Source organism: Croceicoccus estronivorus (genome assembly GCF_001625325.1).
GTDB lineage: Bacteria > Pseudomonadota > Alphaproteobacteria > Sphingomonadales > Sphingomonadaceae > Caenibius > Caenibius estronivorus.
The window spans coordinates 201,433-219,185 of sequence record NZ_JRQQ01000008.1; the positions used below are offsets into that span (position 1 = coordinate 201,433).

16 protein-coding genes are annotated in these 17,753 nt (G+C 55.6%); 13 read left to right on the forward strand and 3 right to left on the reverse strand.

All coding sequences use genetic code 11. The features are described from left to right. The first annotated feature begins 8 nt into the window (after positions 1 to 8). The 9 genes from MB02_RS13595 to MB02_RS13635 are packed head-to-tail and all read left to right on the forward strand — an operon-like array spanning position 9 to position 9,451. Entirely contained in the window at positions 9 to 626 is a 618-nt protein-coding gene (locus MB02_RS13595; protein WP_067538615.1) for an NADH-quinone oxidoreductase subunit J, read from the forward strand. After that, on the forward strand, positions 623 to 928 hold the full coding sequence (gene nuoK / locus MB02_RS13600) for an NADH-quinone oxidoreductase subunit NuoK (RefSeq protein ID WP_067538618.1): 306 nt from the start codon (positions 623 to 625) through the stop codon (positions 926 to 928). Before MB02_RS13595 ends, nuoK begins: the two co-directional genes overlap by 4 nt. 6 nt (positions 929 to 934) lie before the next feature. Next, a complete protein-coding gene (gene nuoL / locus MB02_RS13605; RefSeq protein WP_067538621.1) occupies positions 935 to 2,974 on the forward strand; it encodes an NADH-quinone oxidoreductase subunit L in 2,040 nt (679 codons plus the stop codon). Positions 2,975 to 2,976: 2 nt separating this feature from the next. Next, complete coding sequence (locus tag MB02_RS13610; protein WP_067538624.1) at positions 2,977 to 4,521, forward strand: NADH-quinone oxidoreductase subunit M; 1,545 nt, start codon at positions 2,977 to 2,979, stop codon at positions 4,519 to 4,521. Next, positions 4,521 to 5,984 (forward strand): NADH-quinone oxidoreductase subunit NuoN, encoded by a 1,464-nt coding sequence (gene nuoN / locus MB02_RS13615; protein WP_067538626.1) that lies wholly within the window; start codon positions 4,521 to 4,523, stop codon positions 5,982 to 5,984. The genes MB02_RS13610 and nuoN overlap by 1 nt, the downstream gene beginning before the upstream one ends. Continuing rightward, entirely contained in the window at positions 5,953 to 6,705 is a 753-nt protein-coding gene (locus tag MB02_RS13620) for a biotin--[acetyl-CoA-carboxylase] ligase (RefSeq protein ID WP_067538632.1), read from the forward strand. The genes nuoN and MB02_RS13620 overlap by 32 nt, the downstream gene beginning before the upstream one ends. Positions 6,706 to 6,718: 13 nt before the next feature. Next, on the forward strand, positions 6,719 to 7,498 hold the full coding sequence (locus tag MB02_RS13625) for a type III pantothenate kinase (RefSeq protein WP_067538634.1): 780 nt from the start codon (positions 6,719 to 6,721) through the stop codon (positions 7,496 to 7,498). Next, positions 7,495 to 9,141 carry a ribonuclease J gene (locus MB02_RS13630; RefSeq protein ID WP_235829524.1) on the forward strand — a complete coding sequence of 549 codons (1,647 nt, stop codon included), beginning with the start codon at positions 7,495 to 7,497 and terminating at the stop codon, positions 9,139 to 9,141. The genes MB02_RS13625 and MB02_RS13630 overlap by 4 nt, the downstream gene beginning before the upstream one ends. Before the next feature lie 7 nt (positions 9,142 to 9,148). Further along, positions 9,149 to 9,451: a DUF1467 family protein gene (locus MB02_RS13635; protein WP_067538636.1), complete on the forward strand. Its 303-nt coding sequence runs from the start codon at positions 9,149 to 9,151 to the stop codon at positions 9,449 to 9,451. A gap of 8 nt (positions 9,452 to 9,459) precedes the next feature. Here MB02_RS13635 and MB02_RS13640 read toward each other — a convergent pair whose 3' ends face one another. After that, positions 9,460 to 12,024 (reverse strand): coiled-coil domain-containing protein, encoded by a 2,565-nt coding sequence (locus MB02_RS13640; protein ID WP_067538777.1) that lies wholly within the window; start codon positions 12,022 to 12,024, stop codon positions 9,460 to 9,462. Positions 12,025 to 12,093: 69 nt separating this feature from the next. On the opposite strand from MB02_RS13640, the gene MB02_RS13645 reads away from it, so the two are divergent. From MB02_RS13645 to MB02_RS13660, 4 genes are all read left to right on the forward strand, one after another. Beyond that, a complete protein-coding gene (locus MB02_RS13645) occupies positions 12,094 to 12,396 on the forward strand; it encodes a hypothetical protein (protein WP_067538640.1) in 303 nt (100 codons plus the stop codon). A 79-nt stretch (positions 12,397 to 12,475) separates the two neighbouring features. Next, a complete protein-coding gene (locus MB02_RS13650) occupies positions 12,476 to 13,690 on the forward strand; it encodes a hypothetical protein (RefSeq protein WP_170304742.1) in 1,215 nt (404 codons plus the stop codon). A 24-nt stretch (positions 13,691 to 13,714) separates the two neighbouring features. Further along, positions 13,715 to 14,671 (forward strand): hypothetical protein, encoded by a 957-nt coding sequence (locus tag MB02_RS13655; protein ID WP_067538644.1) that lies wholly within the window; start codon positions 13,715 to 13,717, stop codon positions 14,669 to 14,671. Positions 14,672 to 14,673: 2 nt separating this feature from the next. Further along, entirely contained in the window at positions 14,674 to 16,053 is a 1,380-nt protein-coding gene (locus tag MB02_RS13660) for a sensor histidine kinase (protein ID WP_067538646.1), read from the forward strand. Positions 16,054 to 16,104: 51 nt separating this feature from the next. On the opposite strand, the gene MB02_RS13665 is transcribed toward MB02_RS13660, so the two are convergent. Both MB02_RS13665 and MB02_RS13670 read right to left on the reverse strand, forming a co-directional pair. Then, complete coding sequence (locus MB02_RS13665) at positions 16,105 to 16,305, reverse strand: hypothetical protein (RefSeq protein WP_067538781.1); 201 nt, start codon at positions 16,303 to 16,305, stop codon at positions 16,105 to 16,107. 157 nt (positions 16,306 to 16,462) lie between these two features. Then, the gene (locus MB02_RS13670; protein WP_067538649.1) at positions 16,463 to 17,749 is read right to left on the reverse strand and encodes a citrate synthase; all 1,287 of its coding nucleotides are present in this window, start codon (positions 17,747 to 17,749) and stop codon (positions 16,463 to 16,465) included. Positions 17,750 to 17,753 lie beyond the last annotated feature (4 nt).

Sequence of the window (17,753 nt, forward strand, 5' to 3'; positions counted from 1 at the left end):
GCGTTCCAATGATCCACGCAATTGCCTTCTACCTTTTTGCCACGTTGGTTATCGCGTCGGCCGCGCTGGTTATCCTTGCGCGTAATCCGGTTCATTCCGTGCTCTGGCTGATTCTGGCTTTCTTCAACGCAGCAGGACTGATGGTGCTCGTCGGGGCGGAATTTATCGCGATGCTCCTGGTGATCGTCTATGTGGGCGCAGTCGCCGTGCTGTTCCTGTTTGTCGTGATGATGCTCGACATCGACTTTGCCGAACTTCGCGCCGGATTTGTCCGCAATTTTCCTCTGGGTCTGCTGATCGCATTGGTTCTGCTGGCAGAGCTGGTGCTCGGGATTGGCGCGTATAAGGCGGGCGCTATCGCGCTCGGGACCGCCGACGGTGCGGCTGCGCCGTTGATCGGTCATAGCAATATCGAAAGCATCGGAGCACTGCTTTACAGTCGCTATCTGTTCCTCTTCGAAAGTGCGGGGATAATCCTGCTGGTGGCAATGGTTGGTGCAATTGTCCTCACCCACCGTGAGCGCAGAGATACGCGAACGCAGAATGTTGCGAAGCAGGTCAGCCGCCGCCCGGATGAGGCAACTGTCAATGTTAAGCCCGAAATCGGCAAGGGGGTGCAGCTGTGATCGGTGTCGAACACTATGTCGTTGTCAGCTCGATCCTGTTCGTGCTCGGCGTTCTCGGCATTTTCCTCAATCGCAAGAACGTGATCGTCATTCTTATGGCGATCGAACTGATCCTGCTCGCGGTCAATCTGAACCTGGTGGCTTTCAGCGCCTTCCTGGGTGATCTCGTCGGGCAGGTCTTTGCTATGTTCGTTCTCACCGTCGCTGCCGGTGAGGCAGCTATCGGGCTCGCCATTCTGGTGATCTATTTCCGTGGTCGCGGGACCATTGCAGTTGACGATGTCAACCGGATGAAGGGGTAAGAAAACGTGTCCTCCATCCTGATCATCGTATTCGGGCCGCTTCTGGCTGCGATCATTGCAGGGCTTGGCAATCGTGCTATCGGCAATGTGCCTGCCAAGATTTTGACGACTGGCGCCTTGTTCCTGTCGTGCGCGCTTTCCTGGCCAATTTTTCTGTCTTTTGTAGCTGGAACTGCGGAAGCCAGCGTCGTCCCCGTATTGAAGTGGGTGCAGTCGGGCACGCTTACGTTCGACTGGGCGCTGCGCGTCGATACGCTGACAGCGATCATGCTGGTGGTAATCACCAGTGTTTCGGCGCTGGTTCACCTTTATAGCTGGGGTTACATGGATGAAGATCCGGATCAGCCCCGCTTCTTCGCCTATTTGAGCCTTTTCACCTTCGCGATGTTGATGCTGGTCACGGCCGATAACCTCGTCCAGATGTTTTTCGGATGGGAAGGCGTCGGGCTCGCATCATATCTGCTGATCGGTTTCTGGTTCAAAAAGCCGTCAGCCTGTGCAGCGGCGATCAAGGCATTCGTGGTCAATCGCGTTGGCGACCTTGGTTTCATGTTGGGGATTTTTGGAACTTATCTCGTTTTCCAGACGACCTCTATTCCCGAAATTCTTGCTGCAGCACCGGGGATGGCCGGATCGACGATCGGTTTCCTGGGCATGAGATTGGACACGATGACCGTCCTGTGCCTGCTGCTGTTCATCGGTGCGATGGGCAAGTCGGCGCAATTGGGCCTTCACACGTGGTTGCCTGATGCGATGGAAGGCCCGACGCCGGTTTCTGCGCTAATTCATGCCGCTACGATGGTGACCGCAGGCGTATTTATGGTTTGTCGCCTGTCGCCAATGTTTCAGACCAGTGATACCGCGATGATGGTTGTAACCTATGTTGGCGCAGCAACCTGTTTCTTCGCCGCGACCATTGGTACGACGCAGTGGGATATCAAACGCGTCATTGCTTATTCAACCTGCTCGCAGCTTGGATACATGTTCTTTGCCGCAGGTGTCGGCGCTTATGGCGCGGCTATGTTCCATTTGTTCACGCACGCTTTTTTCAAGGCGCTTCTGTTCCTCGGGGCTGGCTCGGTCATCCATGCCATGCATCATGAGCAGGATATGCGGTATTATGGCGCGTTGCGTAAGCAGATCCCGCTGACATTCTGGGTCATGATGGCAGGCACTTTGGCTATTACTGGCGTCGGCGTAATGGGTGTATTCGGTTTCGCGGGCTTCTATTCCAAGGATGCCATACTGGAAGCTGCCTTCGCGAGTGGCAGTGAGCACGGGCAACTGGCATTTTTCCTAGGTGTTGTAGCTGCCCTTCTGACCAGTTTTTATAGCTGGCGTTTGATGTTCCTGACTTTTTGGGGGCAGCCCCGCTGGGCAGATTCCGAACATATCCAGCATGCGGTGCATGGACATCATGAAGACCTGGATGAGGAAGCCAGCCATAGCGAGCATAATTCGCATGCACATCATGGCGGCGATGATGGCACTGCTGGCTACCATCCGCATGAGAGCCCCTGGGTCATGTTGCTACCGCTTCTGATCCTTTCGGTGGGTGCGGTATTTGCCGGATATGTATTTATCCATGCGTTCATTGAAGACGCCGGTTTCTGGAAGGGTGCGATTTTCTACAATGAGCATTTGATGCATGCGATGCATGAGGTGCCGTTGTGGGTTAAGTTGTCGCCGGGTGTTGTGATGCTGGCGGGGCTCTTGATCGCTTGGAATTCGTATATTCGCAATCCGAAGTTACCTGCGGCATTCGTTGCGCAATTCCGCCAACTTCATGCTTTCCTTTATAACAAGTGGTATTTCGACGAGCTCTACAACTTCCTATTTGTCCGCCCGGCTTTTTGGCTTGGACGGGTGCTGTGGAAGCAGGGTGACATTGGCATCATTGATCGCTTCGGCCCCAACGGCGCTGCTTGGGCAGTCGCTCAGGGAAGCCGTTACGCCCAGAAAGTGCAGTCGGGATATCTTTACAGCTATGCGCTGGTCATGCTGCTCGGGCTCGTAGCAGCGGTCAGCTGGGTAATGGTACGCTGACTATGACCGGTTTTCCGATCCTCTCGGTAATGCTCCTCGTACCGCTGGTTGCGGGGCTAATTTGCCTAGTCGTTGAAGCGAAGACGGCGCGTGCGCTTGCGCTCGCTGCGACGCTGGTCGATTTCATTCTTGGCATAGTGCTTTGGGCCAATTTCGATATTGGCGGGGCGCAATGGCAGTTCGTCGAAAAAGTGCCATTATTCGCCGGATTTAGTTGGGCTTTGGGCATTGATGGTATCGCTTTGATGCTTATCATCCTTTCCGTTTTCCTGATGCCGATTTGCATTGGGGCCAGCTGGAATTCGATTACCAAGCGTGTTGGCGAATACATGGCCGCGTTTCTGCTGATGGAAACGCTGATGATCGGCGTATTCGCGGCACAAGACCTCTACCTGTTTTATATCTTCTTTGAGGCAGGCCTAATCCCGATGTACTTGATCATCGGTATTTGGGGCGGCGACAACCGGATCTACGCCAGTTACAAATTCTTCCTATACACGCTGCTTGGCTCTGTCTTGATGCTGATTGCCATGTTGTGGATGGTGAACGAGGCGGGGACAACGGATATTCCGACGCTGATGGCGTATGATTTCCCTCCCGGGGCGCAGACTTGGCTGTGGTTGGCCTTTTTTGCCAGCTTTGCTGTGAAAATGCCGATGTGGCCCGTCCACACCTGGCTGCCGGATGCTCACGTTCAAGCCCCGACTGCTGGTTCGGTAATTCTGGCGGGTGTGCTGTTGAAGATGGGCGGCTACGGTTTCATCCGCTTCTCATTGCCTATGTTCCCCGAAGCTTCGGCTCAATTCGCTTGGCTCATTTTTGTGCTTTCAATGGTGGCGGTGATCTACACTTCGCTTGTTGCGCTGGTGCAGGCCGATATGAAGAAGCTGATCGCCTATTCCTCGATTGCCCATATGGGTATCGTTACGGTCGGCTTGTTTGCCTTCAACACCCAGGGGTTGGAAGGTGCCATGATCGTCATGCTTAGCCACGGTCTCGTTGCCGGTGCTTTGTTCCTGTGTGTCGGCATCATTTATGACAGGCTGCATACGCGAGAAATCGACCGGTACGGCGGCCTTTCGATTAACATGCCGAAATACGCGTTGTTTTTCATGCTATTTACAATGGCTTCAATCGGATTGCCGGGAACGAGTGGTTTCGTCGGTGAATTTTTGAGCCTTGCCGGCATTTATCAGGTTTCCAGCCTTGTCACTGCGGTAAGCGCTACTGGCATCATCCTCGGGGCAGCGTATATGCTTTATCTCTATCGCCGTGTTGCCTTTGGGGATCAAAGGAACGCCGACGCGGCAGCAATGCCGGATATCGATTTGCGCGAATGGGCCATGTTGCTCTCGCTTGCATTTGCGGTGCTTTGGATGGGCATTTATCCTGAGAGTTTCCTTGCTCCGATGCGAAAGGATGTGGCTGCCCTCGATGCGCGTCTCGCGCGGGCGGCTCCTGAAGGCGACGCTCAACTTAAGATGGGATCGGCGCAGAAGCCGGCTCAACATGCTGAAATTGCCGCGCCTGAGGGGGGAGCGCACTGATGGATTTTGCAGCATCCCTTGGTCTTGTCGCGCCCGAAATTCTGTTGAGCGTGTCGGGTCTGGTGCTTTTGCTTGTCTCAGCGTGGGCGGGTGACAAGGCGAGCCGTGCGATTTGCATTGTTGGTGTGGCTGTTCTGGCGGTTTGCGCGGTGCTTGTCGTGCCAGCGCTTTGCGGTGGCGCCATGGGCACTGATACGGTCGCTTTCGATGGCCAACTGAAAGCCGATGCCTTCTCGGCCTTTGCAAAACTCCTCATTTATGCAGCAGCTGCTGTCGCACTGATTGTTGCACCTGCATATTTTGAGCGCGTAGGGGCCATGCGCGCGGAATATGGGGTGCTAATCCTGTTCGCGGTGGTCGGTATGGGCATCATGGTGTCTGCCACCGATCTACTCGCGCTCTACATTGGGTTGGAACTCAATAGTCTTGCGGCTTATGTTTTAGCCTCATTCTTGAGAACCGATGGTCGCTCGGCCGAAGCGGGGCTCAAGTATTTTGTTCTTGGAGCGCTGGCTTCGGGTATTTTGCTCTTCGGCATGAGCCTGGTTTACGGCTTTACGGGAACGACGGGTTTTGACGGCATTCGTGCTGCGCTTTCGGGCGAATTGTCCATGGGTGCGCTGTTTGGTTTGATTTTCGTGCTTGCCGGCCTCGCATTCAAGATTTCAGCTGTCCCGTTTCATATGTGGACGCCCGATGTTTACGAAGGCGCTCCGACCCCTGTAACCACATTTTTCGCTACCGCTCCCAAAGTGGCGGCTTTGGCGCTTGCGATGCGGGTTACGCTTGATGCTTTCGGTTCCCAGGAGATTGCTTGGCAACAAGTCATTATCTTTGCCGCTCTGGCATCGATTGTGGTGGGGGCGCTGGGGGCGATCGGACAGGTCAATATCAAGCGACTTCTGGCCTATTCATCGATTAACAATGTCGGGTTTCTTTTGATCGGCCTTGCCGCTGGAACTCCTCAGGGGGCGGCAGCGATGCTGGTCTATCTGGTCATTTATGTCGCGATGACAGTCGGTGGCTTTGTCGCGGTTTTGATGATGAAGGATGCCGATGGCGTTCCGGTGGAGGGGATTGCTGACCTTGCGGGCCTTTCCAGAACTCGTCCCGTCCTGGCGCTATGCATGGCGGCAGTGATGTTTAGCCTTGCCGGTATTCCGCCACTCTTCGGATTCTGGGGCAAGTTTGTGGTATTCCAGGCTGCCGTGAATGCGGGAATGGTGCCCTTGGCTGCAATTGGTATTGCTGCTTCGGTAATAGGTGCCTTCTATTACATCAAGATTGTGAAGGTCATGTACTTCGACGAACCGGCTGATACGGTAAAAGGCATCAGCGACTGGGCGCATTGGGCTCTCTTGGCTATTGCTGCCCTCTTTATATCTCCGTTGGGGTATCTGCTGACAAAAGTTCTCGGTGCGTTGGCGGATAATGCCGCCACTGCGTTGTTCTTTGCCGCTTGAGTTGGGTACCGGGATCGAATTCGTAGCCGAGACCGGTTCCACCAATGCGGATATCGTCACGCGTTTGCGTAATGGCGATTTGCTACCGGAGGGGTATTGGCTGGTAGCTGATCGCCAGACCGAAGGTCGGGGCAGACAGGGGCGTACATGGTTTGACGGGATGGGTAATTTCATGGGCTCATCTCTCGTTCATCGCCAGCCCAGTGATCCATCTGCTCCGAGTCTGGCTCTGATGGCCGGGCTAGCGGTTTGGGATGCCGTGTCGCGCTGTATCCCGGATCCGTCTTGCATGATGTTGAAATGGCCGAACGATGTATTGCTGGGTCGAGCCAAGCTCGCGGGGATCCTCCTGGAGGCGGTTGAGCAAGCAGTGATCGTGGGTATCGGAGTAAATCTGGCCATGGCGCCGGATTTGCCTGATCGGCCTGCTACGGCATTGTCTTCAATCGGGCCCGCGCCGGACCGGGACGTCTTCGCAACCACACTTGCGAACTCATTTGCTGCGGAACTGGCACGTTGGCGGCAATATGGGCTTGAACCGCTTATGTCGCGCTGGCAATCGATTGCCCATCCGCTTGGTACGCCATTGACGCTAAGATTGCCCGGGACAACTGTCCCGTTGATGGGATCCTATGCCGGGCTGGATCGCGATGGCGCGTTGCTGTTGCAGTTGGCGGACGGGTCAGTTCGCGTCGTCCACGCAGGCGATGTCTTTGTCTGAAGGAGTATCGTCAATGTTGCTCGCGATTGATGCCGGCAATACCAACGTTGTCTTCGCCCTGTTTGACGGAGATGAGATCAAGGCTCGTTGGCGCATAGCGACCGATCCCCGGCGAACTGGCGATGAATATGCTGTTTGGTTGATGCAGCTAATGACGATTCAGGGCTTTGCGCGTGAACAGGTGAAGCAGATCATCATTTCCACTGTGGTTCCCCGGGCCCTTCATAATCTCGAAGTTCTCTCCCAAAACTATTTTGATATTGTTCCGCTTATCGCAGGCGAAGGGGATGCGGGTTGGGGCATCGATCTGGATGTGGACGAACCCCGCTCGCTTGGTGCGGATCGTGCAGTCAACGCTATTGCTGCTCATGCGAAATATTCAGGTGACGTAATCGTCGTGGACTTCGGCACGGCAACGACGTTTGATGTGGTTGATTTTAACGGTGCCTACAAGGGCGGTATCATTGCACCCGGGATTAACCTGTCGCTTGATGCATTGGTAGGCAACACGGCCAAGTTGCCGCGTATCGCAATCGAGGCCCCACGTTCGGAGAGTGTGATTGGCCGGAACACAGAGGATCAGATGCTGATTGGTGTTTTCTGGGGGTATGTGGCCATGATGGAAGGCCTGATTTCTCGATTGCGAAGTGAAATCGGCAGGCCAGCAAAAGTCATAGCTACGGGAGGGCTCGCCATTCTATTTGATCGCCACACCGATATTTTTGACGCAGTTGATGCAGAGTTGACTCTCGAAGGTCTCGCAATTCTTGCTAAGAAGGCTGCTGCCCGGTGAAGAAGAATTTTGCACCTGAAGCTGAGCTACTGTTTCTCGCTCTTGGCGGCTCAGGTGAGATTGGCATGAATGTCAATCTCTATGGGTGCGAGGGTAAATGGTTAATGGTCGATCTCGGCATGACTTTCGGGGCCAATGAGTATCCGGGCACTGAACTGGTTTTTGCCGACCTTCAGTTTATAGAAGACAGATTGGATGATCTGCTCGGCATAGTCCTGACGCATGGACACGAAGATCATATCGGCGCTGTGCCGTATTTCGCGGCAGATCTCGGTGTTCCGCTCTTTGCTACTCCGTTCACTGCGGAATTGGTTCGACGCAAGCTTGCGGAGGCGGGACATGCCCGTGACGTCGAATTGAACGTCGTTGATACTCAGGACAGTTTTCGGCTTGGCCCATTCGACATCAACTATGTTCCACTGGCGCATTCGATTGCGGAAGGGAATGCGCTGATTATCGACACTCCCTATGGGCGCGTTTTCCATACAGGGGATTGGAAGCTTGATGCTGAGCCGTTGATTGGTGAGCCGGCTACCGAAAACGAGTTGATTGAGCTGGGCGATGCGGGCGTCTTGGCGCTCGTTTGTGACTCTACCAACGTTTTTAATCCGCAGGCGTCGGGATCCGAGGGTGCCGTTTACAAGGGCTTGCTTGAGGAAGTGCGCCGACATCAAGGGCGGCGTGTGCTTGTAACGACATTCGCTTCCAACGTTGCAAGGTTGCAGACATTGGGGGATGTCGCGAAGGCGACGGGCCGGCAACTTTGTGTCGCGGGGCGCTCGCTCGACCGGATCATCGAAGTAAGCAAGGCAAATGGTTATCTCGGAGATTTTCCACCGGTCATAGATTTTGATCGTGCAATGGACCTCCCACGCAGTGAAGTGCTGTTCCTTGCCACTGGCGGGCAAGGCGAACCTCGCGCAGCGTTGGCCCGGATCGCGGATGACACACACCGGATCGAACTTACTGAAGATGATGTGGTTCTATTCTCGAGCCGTCAGATTCCCGGTAACGAGATTGCTATCGGTCGTGTGCAGAACAAACTCGCAGAACGTGGCATTCAGATGGTCAGCGACAGGCAACGGGACATTCATGTTTCAGGTCATCCAGGCCGCCCTGAACTGGAAGCGCTCTATGGTTGGTTGCGGCCGCAAATTTTGGTCCCGGTGCATGGTGAAATTCGCCATATGAAAGAGCAGGTCCGGCTCGGTGCGGAAAATGGTATCCCAAGCACGGTATTCCAGAAAAATGGCGACATTGTTCGTCTCGCTCCAGGGCGGCCAGGCAAGCTCGCCGAAGTAAGGGCGGGGCGGCTTGTCCTTGATGGCGACATCATCATACCCGCCGATGGCGAGGCGATCACAATGCGACGCCGTATTGCGCGTGACGGGGTCGCTGTCGTGGTGCTGGATGGTAAAGGAAGGGCACAGGTAACGGCTATCGGCCTGCCGCTCGACGAGGATTACGACAGCTTCATCGCCGAAGCGGAAGAGGATGTCGTAGCCGCTCTCGCGAAGCTGAAAGGTGGAGCGAGAAAGGATAAGTCTATTATTACGGAAACGGCCCGGCTCGCTGCGCGCCGGGCGGCGCATCGTTGGTCGGGTAAGAAGCCTCAGGTTAAAGTCCTGTTGATGGAGGAATAAGGCGGCGATGCAATGGACATCGATTCTCGCGATCTACGGACTGCTATGGGTAATGTGCGCCTTCCTGCTCCTGCCGTTTGGCGTGCGGACACATGATGAGACTGGTCTCGAGAAGATCCCTGGGCAGGCGGATAGCGCCCCGGCCAATTTCCGTCCTGGAAAACTGATGTTGCGCGCCACTATACTGGCAGGCATCCTGTGCGCACTCTTCTATATGAATTACGTCAACGACTGGATTAACGTCGACGATATCAATATCTTCGGTGAGCCGCCTGGTGCGGCTGACGAGCCTGCAATCTACCGTAACTAGATATCGGGTCAGTCGCGTAATCTCTCAATCGCCTGGGCTAGTGCAACGTACAGCTTACCCATGTCTGATGAGAGTAATGTCACGCTTAATGCGTGCCCGTCACGGGTCGATAGCAATTGACGCAACATCGCTTCGAAGTCGTGAACGAAACGGTTTACGTGTTCGCGGAAGTCCCCGTCGGTTTCATAGATCTCGACCACAGCTCGACTTTCCGAGTTATCGAGTAGGCGGACGGCCCGACGGGTAAAGATGCCCCGATCACCACGCAAATACGCTGCCCATGCCGTATCCGTGACTTCGTTCGACAGAGCTTTTGCAATGTCAATTGCGTTGGAATTGAGAGATTCGGTAATTAGCGCGACACGACGGGCGAAATCGTTGTCGACTTGTTCTTCCGCGCGCTGCCGGGCATGTGCGACACGGTTTTCCAGATGGCCGGTCAGCTCGTTCACTTTAGCAAGCTGGTCGCGAAGTTGTATGATCGCTTCCTTGCTGATCGACGCAGCGTTTTCCGCAGCCTGCTCCAACTGGGTGACTGCCTCGGTTGCGCGGTTTTTGACTGCCCGATCGATTGCTTCAGCGCTTCCTTCACCAATTTGAGCAGCGAGCTCTGTGACGGCCTGCTCGCTGTCCTGCTCAAGCCTTGTGATTACGGAACGTGTGGCGTTCGAAAGGGCATCCAGCGCCTTGCGCAATTGCTGCTCGCGGTGATTGGCGAGGGTTTCGCTTTCCTCTCCCAGTGAAGCCAGTTCAGCACGCAATTGTGCGATACGAGCAGTGTGTTCCTCATTGCGCGCAGCAAGGGCAGCGTGCAGGTGTTCAGCCGCCTCCATTGCAGCCTGCCCATCCTTTTGAGCTGAAACCACATAATGTGAGAGCGATGAACCCTTGTCATTCGCTTCGCTCATCATCGCACTTAAAGACTCGACCCCATCCGCCAGCCCGGTCAGCCGCCGTTCGGCAGTCGCGATAGCAGCAGGTAAATCCTCAAGGCTGTGCTGGGCGCTGGCCTGGATAATTTCGAGCAGGCGGATGCTGTCATCCGTCAAGGATGCTACGGCGGTATCCGTGCCAGTGAGGGATTCTCGGCTTTGGCTGAGCGTTTCTGTCAGATTCTGGATGGCTTCCGAAAGTTCATTCTGAACAGATCGGCCATGGGCAGAGATATCTTGTATTTGCGTCGCCAGATTGTCGAGACGCGAAGCAAGAGCATCGGCCTGATCCGCAATATTCCGGGTCGTAGCAACATGTCTTTCACGGCGTTTTGCGATCGCTGCATCGAGTTCTGCCAGTTGCTCGCTGGTACTGGTGAGTTGTTCTGTCCGCCAGCTCTCGATCTGCTCGCGGCGACGGATAATTTCGTTTTCCCATGCTGCGTTGGTTTGTTCGGCAGATTCACGCGTATGAGCGTCAACACGTTCGGTCTCTTGGGATACGTAGAGCAATTTGGTCTGGAGTTGCTCGATGGCGGTCTGCCAGTTGGCGAGAGCTTCATTCTCACTCTCGCGGATTTCCTGGCTCAGCTTTGAACTGTAGTCGCCCAGTGAAGTAAGGTGCGTGCGGAATGCTTCTATCGACTGGCTTTCCTGATCTGCCAATCTTTCGCGGCTTGCAGTCAGTTCTGCTGCCAGGGCATCTGCCCGGCGGCGAAGAGCCGCCAGAGATTCCACCTCATGCCCATCAAGTTCTGCACGAAAGTTCTCGCTGCGTTCGCCAAGAGCGGCAAAACGCCTTGTGGCTATATCATCGAGTTGCGCGGCCTGAGTCTCGAATGCAGAAAGGGCCGCATCCACTTGCGCACGAAGTGATTGAACCTGTCTTTCGCTTGCCTCGCCGAATGTGTTGAGACGGTGAAAACCGCTGACCAATTCCTGAAGATGCCCCTGCGCCGTACGGCCTGCATTGCCTATCTGGTTGGTAACGTCTCGCGCGGAATTGGCTATCACAGGCAATTCATTGCGCAGTTTTGTCATGTTTTCCATTGCATTGCCGCTCACTGTGGCAATGGTTTCGACTTGGGTGCCATTTTCATGGATGAGCGTGGCGAGACGGTCGGCATTTTGCGATAAGCGATCAGCTGCGCGTCGGCCCAGCGCTTCGAGGTCGCGTGATTGTGAGGCGATAAATTCCCGTGCGAGGCTAAGCTCCCTGTTCACGGTGGCAAGGCGATCTTCCAATTGTGTTGCTTCGAGCGATAATGTTCGCGCCGCATCGTTGAAGCGATGGGTTTCACGCAGGCTGTTACGCATTGCGAGAAGCCAGAGGGCGACAACGAGCAATACAGGTGTCGCCCAAGTCGAAATCCATTGGATCCATTGGCCGGAACTTGCCCCAGCCAGCATGGATTCGTAATTGACCCACGCAAAAAATCCGCTCCAGGCCGTAACAGTCAGCATCGCGAGAACAGCTGCAATTCGCCAACCGCGGGAAGCTCGGGGGGGAGCCGTTTCCAGGGGTTCCTCCCACGCGACATCAAGCGACAGCACTTCCTCAGGTGCTGCCGCTTCGCGCTGTTGTTCCTCTACCGACCCTTCCCCCGAGCCGATGGATACGATCCGTGATCCCCTATTCATGGCTCCCAGCATATCATGCTTATGAAACCGATAAACCCTGCCTTAACCTTCTTGCGATAAAGCGTTGAAATGGCCTTTGAATGCAGTGCCCTGGATGCGACGTTGGCAGCAGCCGCAGGGGATGATCCCTTGTTGCTCGCCGAGTTGCGCAATGCCTTTAGGGAGAGCTTCGAACAGCATGTCGATTTGTTGGGGAGGGCGCGATGTGACGGCAACTGGAATGTTGCTGCAATGCGTCTCAAGGGGCTGGCGGCGAGTTTCCAGGTCGGCCCCCTTATCGATTTAGCTGAAGAAGCGCTTGATGCTGCTCCGGGTGATCCCGTCATCTTGCGCAAGTTCCGTACCGCACTCGGCGAATTCGTCTCCAGCTAAGCTAGATCGCCGCTCTGGCGGCTTGGCAGACGTGTGGCGCGCGCCTAGAGAGGACGCCGAATTTCGGGGAGCATTCCGGGTGCGCGTTGCCCTCCTTTCCATGTTGGACAGCGCCGGTGAACCGGGGGAGGGCCAGAAGGCCTTTATCTCGTTCGCCGGGAAGACCATCGCACGACGCCAGATTGATCTGGCTTTGGCGCTTGGGTGCGAACGTGTTGTGTGCCTTGCGGAGAATCTTGGACCGGTTCTCATCGGATTGCAGCACGAGGTTGAGGCGACCGGGGCAAAATTCCACGTAATTTCACTACCCCGCGCTCTTTCCGGACTTGTTCGTTCGGCGGATGAATTGCTCGTGTTGGCGGATGGGGTGCTGCCGCTCGCAGAGGAAGTGCAGGAAACGCTAGCCAAGGGGCAAGGCGTTCTCACGTTTTCTGCAGAAGAAGGCATTCCACGGGGCTTCGAACGTATCGATCTTAATCACGCTTGGTCAGGTGCGCTGATAATGCCGGGAAGGCTGGTCGAACGACTGAACGAATTGCCACGCGATTGCGATGGCGTGGCATCGTTGCTGCGTATAGCTCTGCAAGGCAAGGTGCCCGAACGCCCTCTATCGGACGGTATTCTGCCAGACGGCCGCTGGGCTATGTTGAACAGTGCGCGGGATGCCGAATTGCTGGAGCCGGGATGGTTCCACCGCCATGTTGCGATCGGAGATATCAGTACCTCCGGGCTCGGGCATTGGCTGGGAGCATGGCTGGCCGGCAAGTTTGGCGTTAATTTGCTCAATCGCGGGGTTCGACCTGCATATATGTTGAGTGGGGCAGGCTTGCTCTTGGTCTCTGCCTTGATTTTGGGATGGTTATCCATGCCGGGTCTAGGGCTGATCTTGCTTGCGCTGGCCTGGCTTGTGGGTGACGCTGCCTCGGCATTGGACCGCGGAGAACGCGCGGGAAATGGTGCAAGGCCAGGGTTTGCACGGGCATTGCTGGCTTGTCGTGTAATGTCCGACTTGATCCTTGTGGCCCTTGTTTCCGTGGGAATTGGCGTTCGTTTCGTATTTTGGCCTGAGCGATTGTTCGTGCCTCTCATTCTGATTGGGCTTGTCTGGCTCGTGCCCGGGCTCTCCACGCAGCGTTGGGGGGCGATTTGCGGAGATCGTATCCTGCTCGCGCTTTTGCTTGCAGCTGGTACGCTGCTGGGTGTGCTCCTGCCGGTCGCGCAGTGTCTCATTTTGGTTCTGCTCGGCTGCGGAATTGCGTTTTCTCGGCTTGGTTCGAGGCTAACGCGGGTTTAACCAAGGAGATATTATGGCAGTGCGATGATGGAAGCCGGGGTGTCACAGTTCGACGACCAGATGGTCGAAAGCATGCTGTCCGACGAATTGACGCGCGGCGATGCAACCATTGTATCTGCGGGATCCATTCTTCGCCATTTGCTTGAGAACGCAGACCACACCATGTTCAGTGACGAGATTGTCGCTCGTGTTCGCGGCATGGTATCTGACTTGGCGCGGCAATTGTTGGTCATGCAGGCAGAAGTTGCCGGAGCGGATGATCCGCACGCATTCACGCAAGAACAACACTCTGCACTGACCGAGGTATTGATTTCCAATGCAGCCTTGCTTGGTCACGTGCACGGCTTGGCGTTGGAATTTCAGATTACCGAGCAGCTGCACGCGCGCGAGGCCATCGACGGTGTTCTCTCACCGTTGTTGCAGGCACTGATCGAATCCGATGATTCCGCGACTGCCACAGCCGCAATGAGCTTGCTCGCATCACAAGCGCGTTTTTGCCAGCAGCAGAGGCGAATGGAATTGCCGCTGGGGGAGTTGCCGGGTGAACTGTTTCATACGGTAATCTTGTCCTTGCGCGACAACGTGTTGGATGATCGGGAAGCTGCTGCGAAAGCAGAGGAAAAACTGCGCGCAGAATTTGATGAAAGCCATAGTCGCCTTGGTTTGTTGGCCCGGTTGGTTGTTGCAATGGGGGGCGGCACACTGGCGGCTCTTTCCGTTGCGCATGCGGGGGTTGCGCTGTTCCTGACAGCTTTGGCGTTCGCGACTGGACAAGATCGTCTTCGGATCGTTCTTGCCTCCAACGAGCGGCAGGTAGCCCGGTTTGCCGTGTTGCTGTGTGCCGCAGGACTTAAACCCAGGGAAGTGGAGGCAGAATTCGCCCATTTCCATCCGGATATCGGCCTCCCAGCTGCGATCCTGCATCTTGGGGACCGGGCCACTGCCATTCTCGCAGCCTCCACTGCTGAATTAGCTGGCTAGCGATGGCTACTGCCGGCACATTTCTCGCCCATGCCACATGTGACGCAGAGGACCGGCTAATCGATGCTGGTGAGCCGCTTGCCGGGTTGCAACTGCGTTGTGGAGGCGAATTGCCCGGCACGATTGCGATCCCTGGCTTGCTGGAGTTGGTGCGCAAATGCCGTCGATTTGGTCTGAAGCTGGCCCAGCCCGTGCAAGCGCAGGATGGGGAGGAACAGGTTACCGCATGGGTAGAAGTGTTTCCTTCGCCCAAGGAAAAGGGCGGTTGCGAAATCCTGATCGCCAGTTGGAAAACGCTCCCGCTCAAGGCTGAAAGCCTGGTCGAGAATACCGAGCGGCGGATGATTATCGATCGTCAGCTCGCTGAATTTACCGCGCGACTCGATCCTCAGCAGAACCTCCTGACTTTTGAATGCACGGCTAAGGACCTGATACCCTTGGCTGGGCGCATGGGGGAAGGAACTGGAAAGCCATGGACCGACTTCGTCGCCATTGCGGGCAGCAGCCATCACCAACCGTTGCATTGGCGATTGCTGGATGGGGCTTCGATCATCATTGAAGGGTCGGAGCGGCAATGGAGGGTAAGTATGGTCCCTCTGGGTGCGCCTGAACCGGGAAGTGCGGGGTTCGAACTCTATTTCGTTGCCGATCAGCCGCTTCCACGGCCTTGTGCTGTTGGCAAGAAGGACGCCGACAAGAGCACGACATTCGCCAGTCGCGACATTGCCCCGGTCCTGAGGCAGCCGATTGCCAGAATTGTAGCAAATGCAGAGACCATTCGCTCACGATTGGCGGGACCGCTGGCAGAAGAATACGGCCGGTATGCTGCTGACATTGCAGCAGCGGGCAAACATCTACTCGCGTTGGTCGATGATCTCACCGATCTGGAAGTGGTGGAGGCGGAAGATTTCTCGACAGCTCCTGACAGGATCGATCTGGGGGACATTGCTCGTCGCGCAGCTGGGATACTTGGCGTGCGTGCCCAGGAAAAGGAAATTACGATTCATGCACCGGGTGAAGGAGAGAGTTTACCTGCAGTTGGCGAGTTTCGTCGGGTATTGCAGGTGTTGCTCAATCTTGTCGGCAATGCTGTTCGCTATGCGCCGAAAGGTTCCGAAATATGGTTGCGGCTAGAACATCACCGGGGGCGGGTGGGGCTTTCCGTGATTGACCAGGGGCCGGGATTGTCGGACGAACAGCAGGCAAAAGTATTTGAGAAGTTCGAGAGGCTTGGGCGAAGCGGTGATGGGGGCTCAGGTTTGGGCTTGTATATTTCCCGGCGTCTGGCGCGAGCAATGGATGGCGATCTGACCGTTCAGAGCGTTCCTGGACAAGGCGCTCGATTCACGCTGGAATTACCTGCGGATCTCCCGGAAAATTAACAGATTGGCTAACACCAGAGAAACTGTGTCGTTGTTTGAGTATATTTGAGCCTACCTGATACGACGAGACAACCAGATCACGATCAGGCCAACCGCAGCCAGAACTGCTCCATTAATGGCCCAGGACTTATCTGCCAGCATGAAGCTTTCTGCTGGCCACATGATCAGCCCGGTCCCTTGGCCGACCCAGAGAAGTCCCATGAGTACGGCCAGAATGCCAATGAGCCGGGCCAGAAATCTGATAAGTGCCATCGGTATCTCCTCTCCTTGCATCAGTACCATGTGGATCGGGTAGGCGTGAGGAATTTCTACAACGGAGTGTCCGGGCACAAAAAAGCCCCCGCAACATATTGCGGGGGCTTTCTGTTTTCGTCGCCTTGGCGATTACCCCAAGGAAAGACAATGCAGGTCAGCGTTTGTCGACCGGCACATAGTCCCTCTGCGTCGGTCCCGTGTAAAGCTGACGCGGACGTCCAATTTTCTGGCCGGGATCGGAAATCATTTCGTTCCACTGTGCGACCCAGCCCACTGTCCGTGCAAGGGCAAAGAGCGCGGTGAACATCGTGGTCGGGAATCCGATCGCCGAAAGGATGATGCCGGAATAGAAATCCACATTCGGGAAGAGCTTCTTTTCGGCAAAATAGTCATCCGACAACGCGATTTCTTCGAGACGCAGCGCAGTCTCGAAAACCGGGTCCGAAACTTTCAGCGCATCGAAGACTTCACGGACGGTTTTTTGCATGACTGTGGCGCGCGGATCGTAGTTCTTGTAGACCCGGTGGCCGAAGCCCATCAGACGGAAAGGATCGTTTTTATCCTTGGCCCGTTCGATGAAGTGCGGAATACGATCCGGTGTGCCGATTTCATGCAGCATGTTGAGTGCGGCTTCATTTGCGCCACCATGCGCCGGACCCCAAAGACACGCAATGCCGGCCGCGATGCAGGCGAACGGGTTGGCGCCGGATGACCCAGCCAGACGAACCGTTGAAGTCGAAGCATTCTGCTCATGGTCTGCATGGAGGATGAAGATCCGGTCCATTGCACGCTCTACTTCTGGCAGGACTTCATATTCCTCGGCGGGAACGCCGAACGTCATGCGCAGAAAATTGCCAGTGTAGCTGAGCTCGTTGTCCGGATAGAGAAACGGCTGGCCGATGGAGTATTTGTAAGCCATGGCAGCAATCGTCGGCATCTTCGCGATGAGGCGGTGCGAGCTGATCTTGCGGTGTTCCGGATCGGAAATATCAGTGCTGTCGTGATAGAATGCCGACAGGGCGCCAACAACGCCGCACATGATTGCCATTGGGTGGGCATCGCGACGGAAGCCGCGATAGAACTGCATCAGCTGCTCATGCAGCATCGTGTGGCGGCTGATCGTCCAGGTGAACTTGTCGAGCTCGTCCTGCTTGGGCAGTTCCCCGTTCAGCATCAGGTACGAAACTTCCATGAAGCTCGAATCTTCTGCCAGCTGTCCTATGGGATAGCCGCGATGAAGAAGAACCCCTTCCTCGCCATCGATGTAGGTAAGTGAACTCTCGCATGAGCCGGTCGAGGTGAACCCCGGATCATAGGTGAACATGTGGGACTGGCCATAGAGCTTGCGGATGTCGATTACATCCGGCCCGACGCTGCCCTCCAGCACCGGGAACTCATAACTTTTGCCGTCGACCGTCAGTGTTGCTTGCTTATCAGCCAATTCA

Excerpts from the sequence above, each read along its gene's own strand:
- MB02_RS13645 (WP_067538640.1), top strand. The coding sequence starts at position 12,094 with ATGGCCTTTGAATGCAGTGCCCTGGATGCGACGTTGGCAGCAGCCGCA.
- MB02_RS13660 (WP_067538646.1), top strand. The coding sequence starts at position 14,674 with ATGGCTACTGCCGGCACATTTCTCGCCCATGCCACATGTGACGCAGAG.
- MB02_RS13595 (WP_067538615.1), top strand. The coding sequence starts at position 9 with ATGATCCACGCAATTGCCTTCTACCTTTTTGCCACGTTGGTTATCGCG.
- MB02_RS13640 (WP_067538777.1), bottom strand. The coding sequence starts at position 12,024 with ATGAATAGGGGATCACGGATCGTATCCATCGGCTCGGGGGAAGGGTCG.
- MB02_RS13635 (WP_067538636.1), top strand. The coding sequence starts at position 9,149 with ATGCAATGGACATCGATTCTCGCGATCTACGGACTGCTATGGGTAATG.
- MB02_RS13665 (WP_067538781.1), bottom strand. The coding sequence starts at position 16,305 with ATGGCACTTATCAGATTTCTGGCCCGGCTCATTGGCATTCTGGCCGTA.
- MB02_RS13620 (WP_067538632.1), top strand. The coding sequence starts at position 5,953 with ATGCCGCCACTGCGTTGTTCTTTGCCGCTTGAGTTGGGTACCGGGATC.
- MB02_RS13610 (WP_067538624.1), top strand. The coding sequence starts at position 2,977 with ATGACCGGTTTTCCGATCCTCTCGGTAATGCTCCTCGTACCGCTGGTT.
- MB02_RS13625 (WP_067538634.1), top strand. The coding sequence starts at position 6,719 with ATGTTGCTCGCGATTGATGCCGGCAATACCAACGTTGTCTTCGCCCTG.
- MB02_RS13655 (WP_067538644.1), top strand. The coding sequence starts at position 13,715 with ATGATGGAAGCCGGGGTGTCACAGTTCGACGACCAGATGGTCGAAAGC.
- nuoN (WP_067538626.1), top strand. The coding sequence starts at position 4,521 with ATGGATTTTGCAGCATCCCTTGGTCTTGTCGCGCCCGAAATTCTGTTG.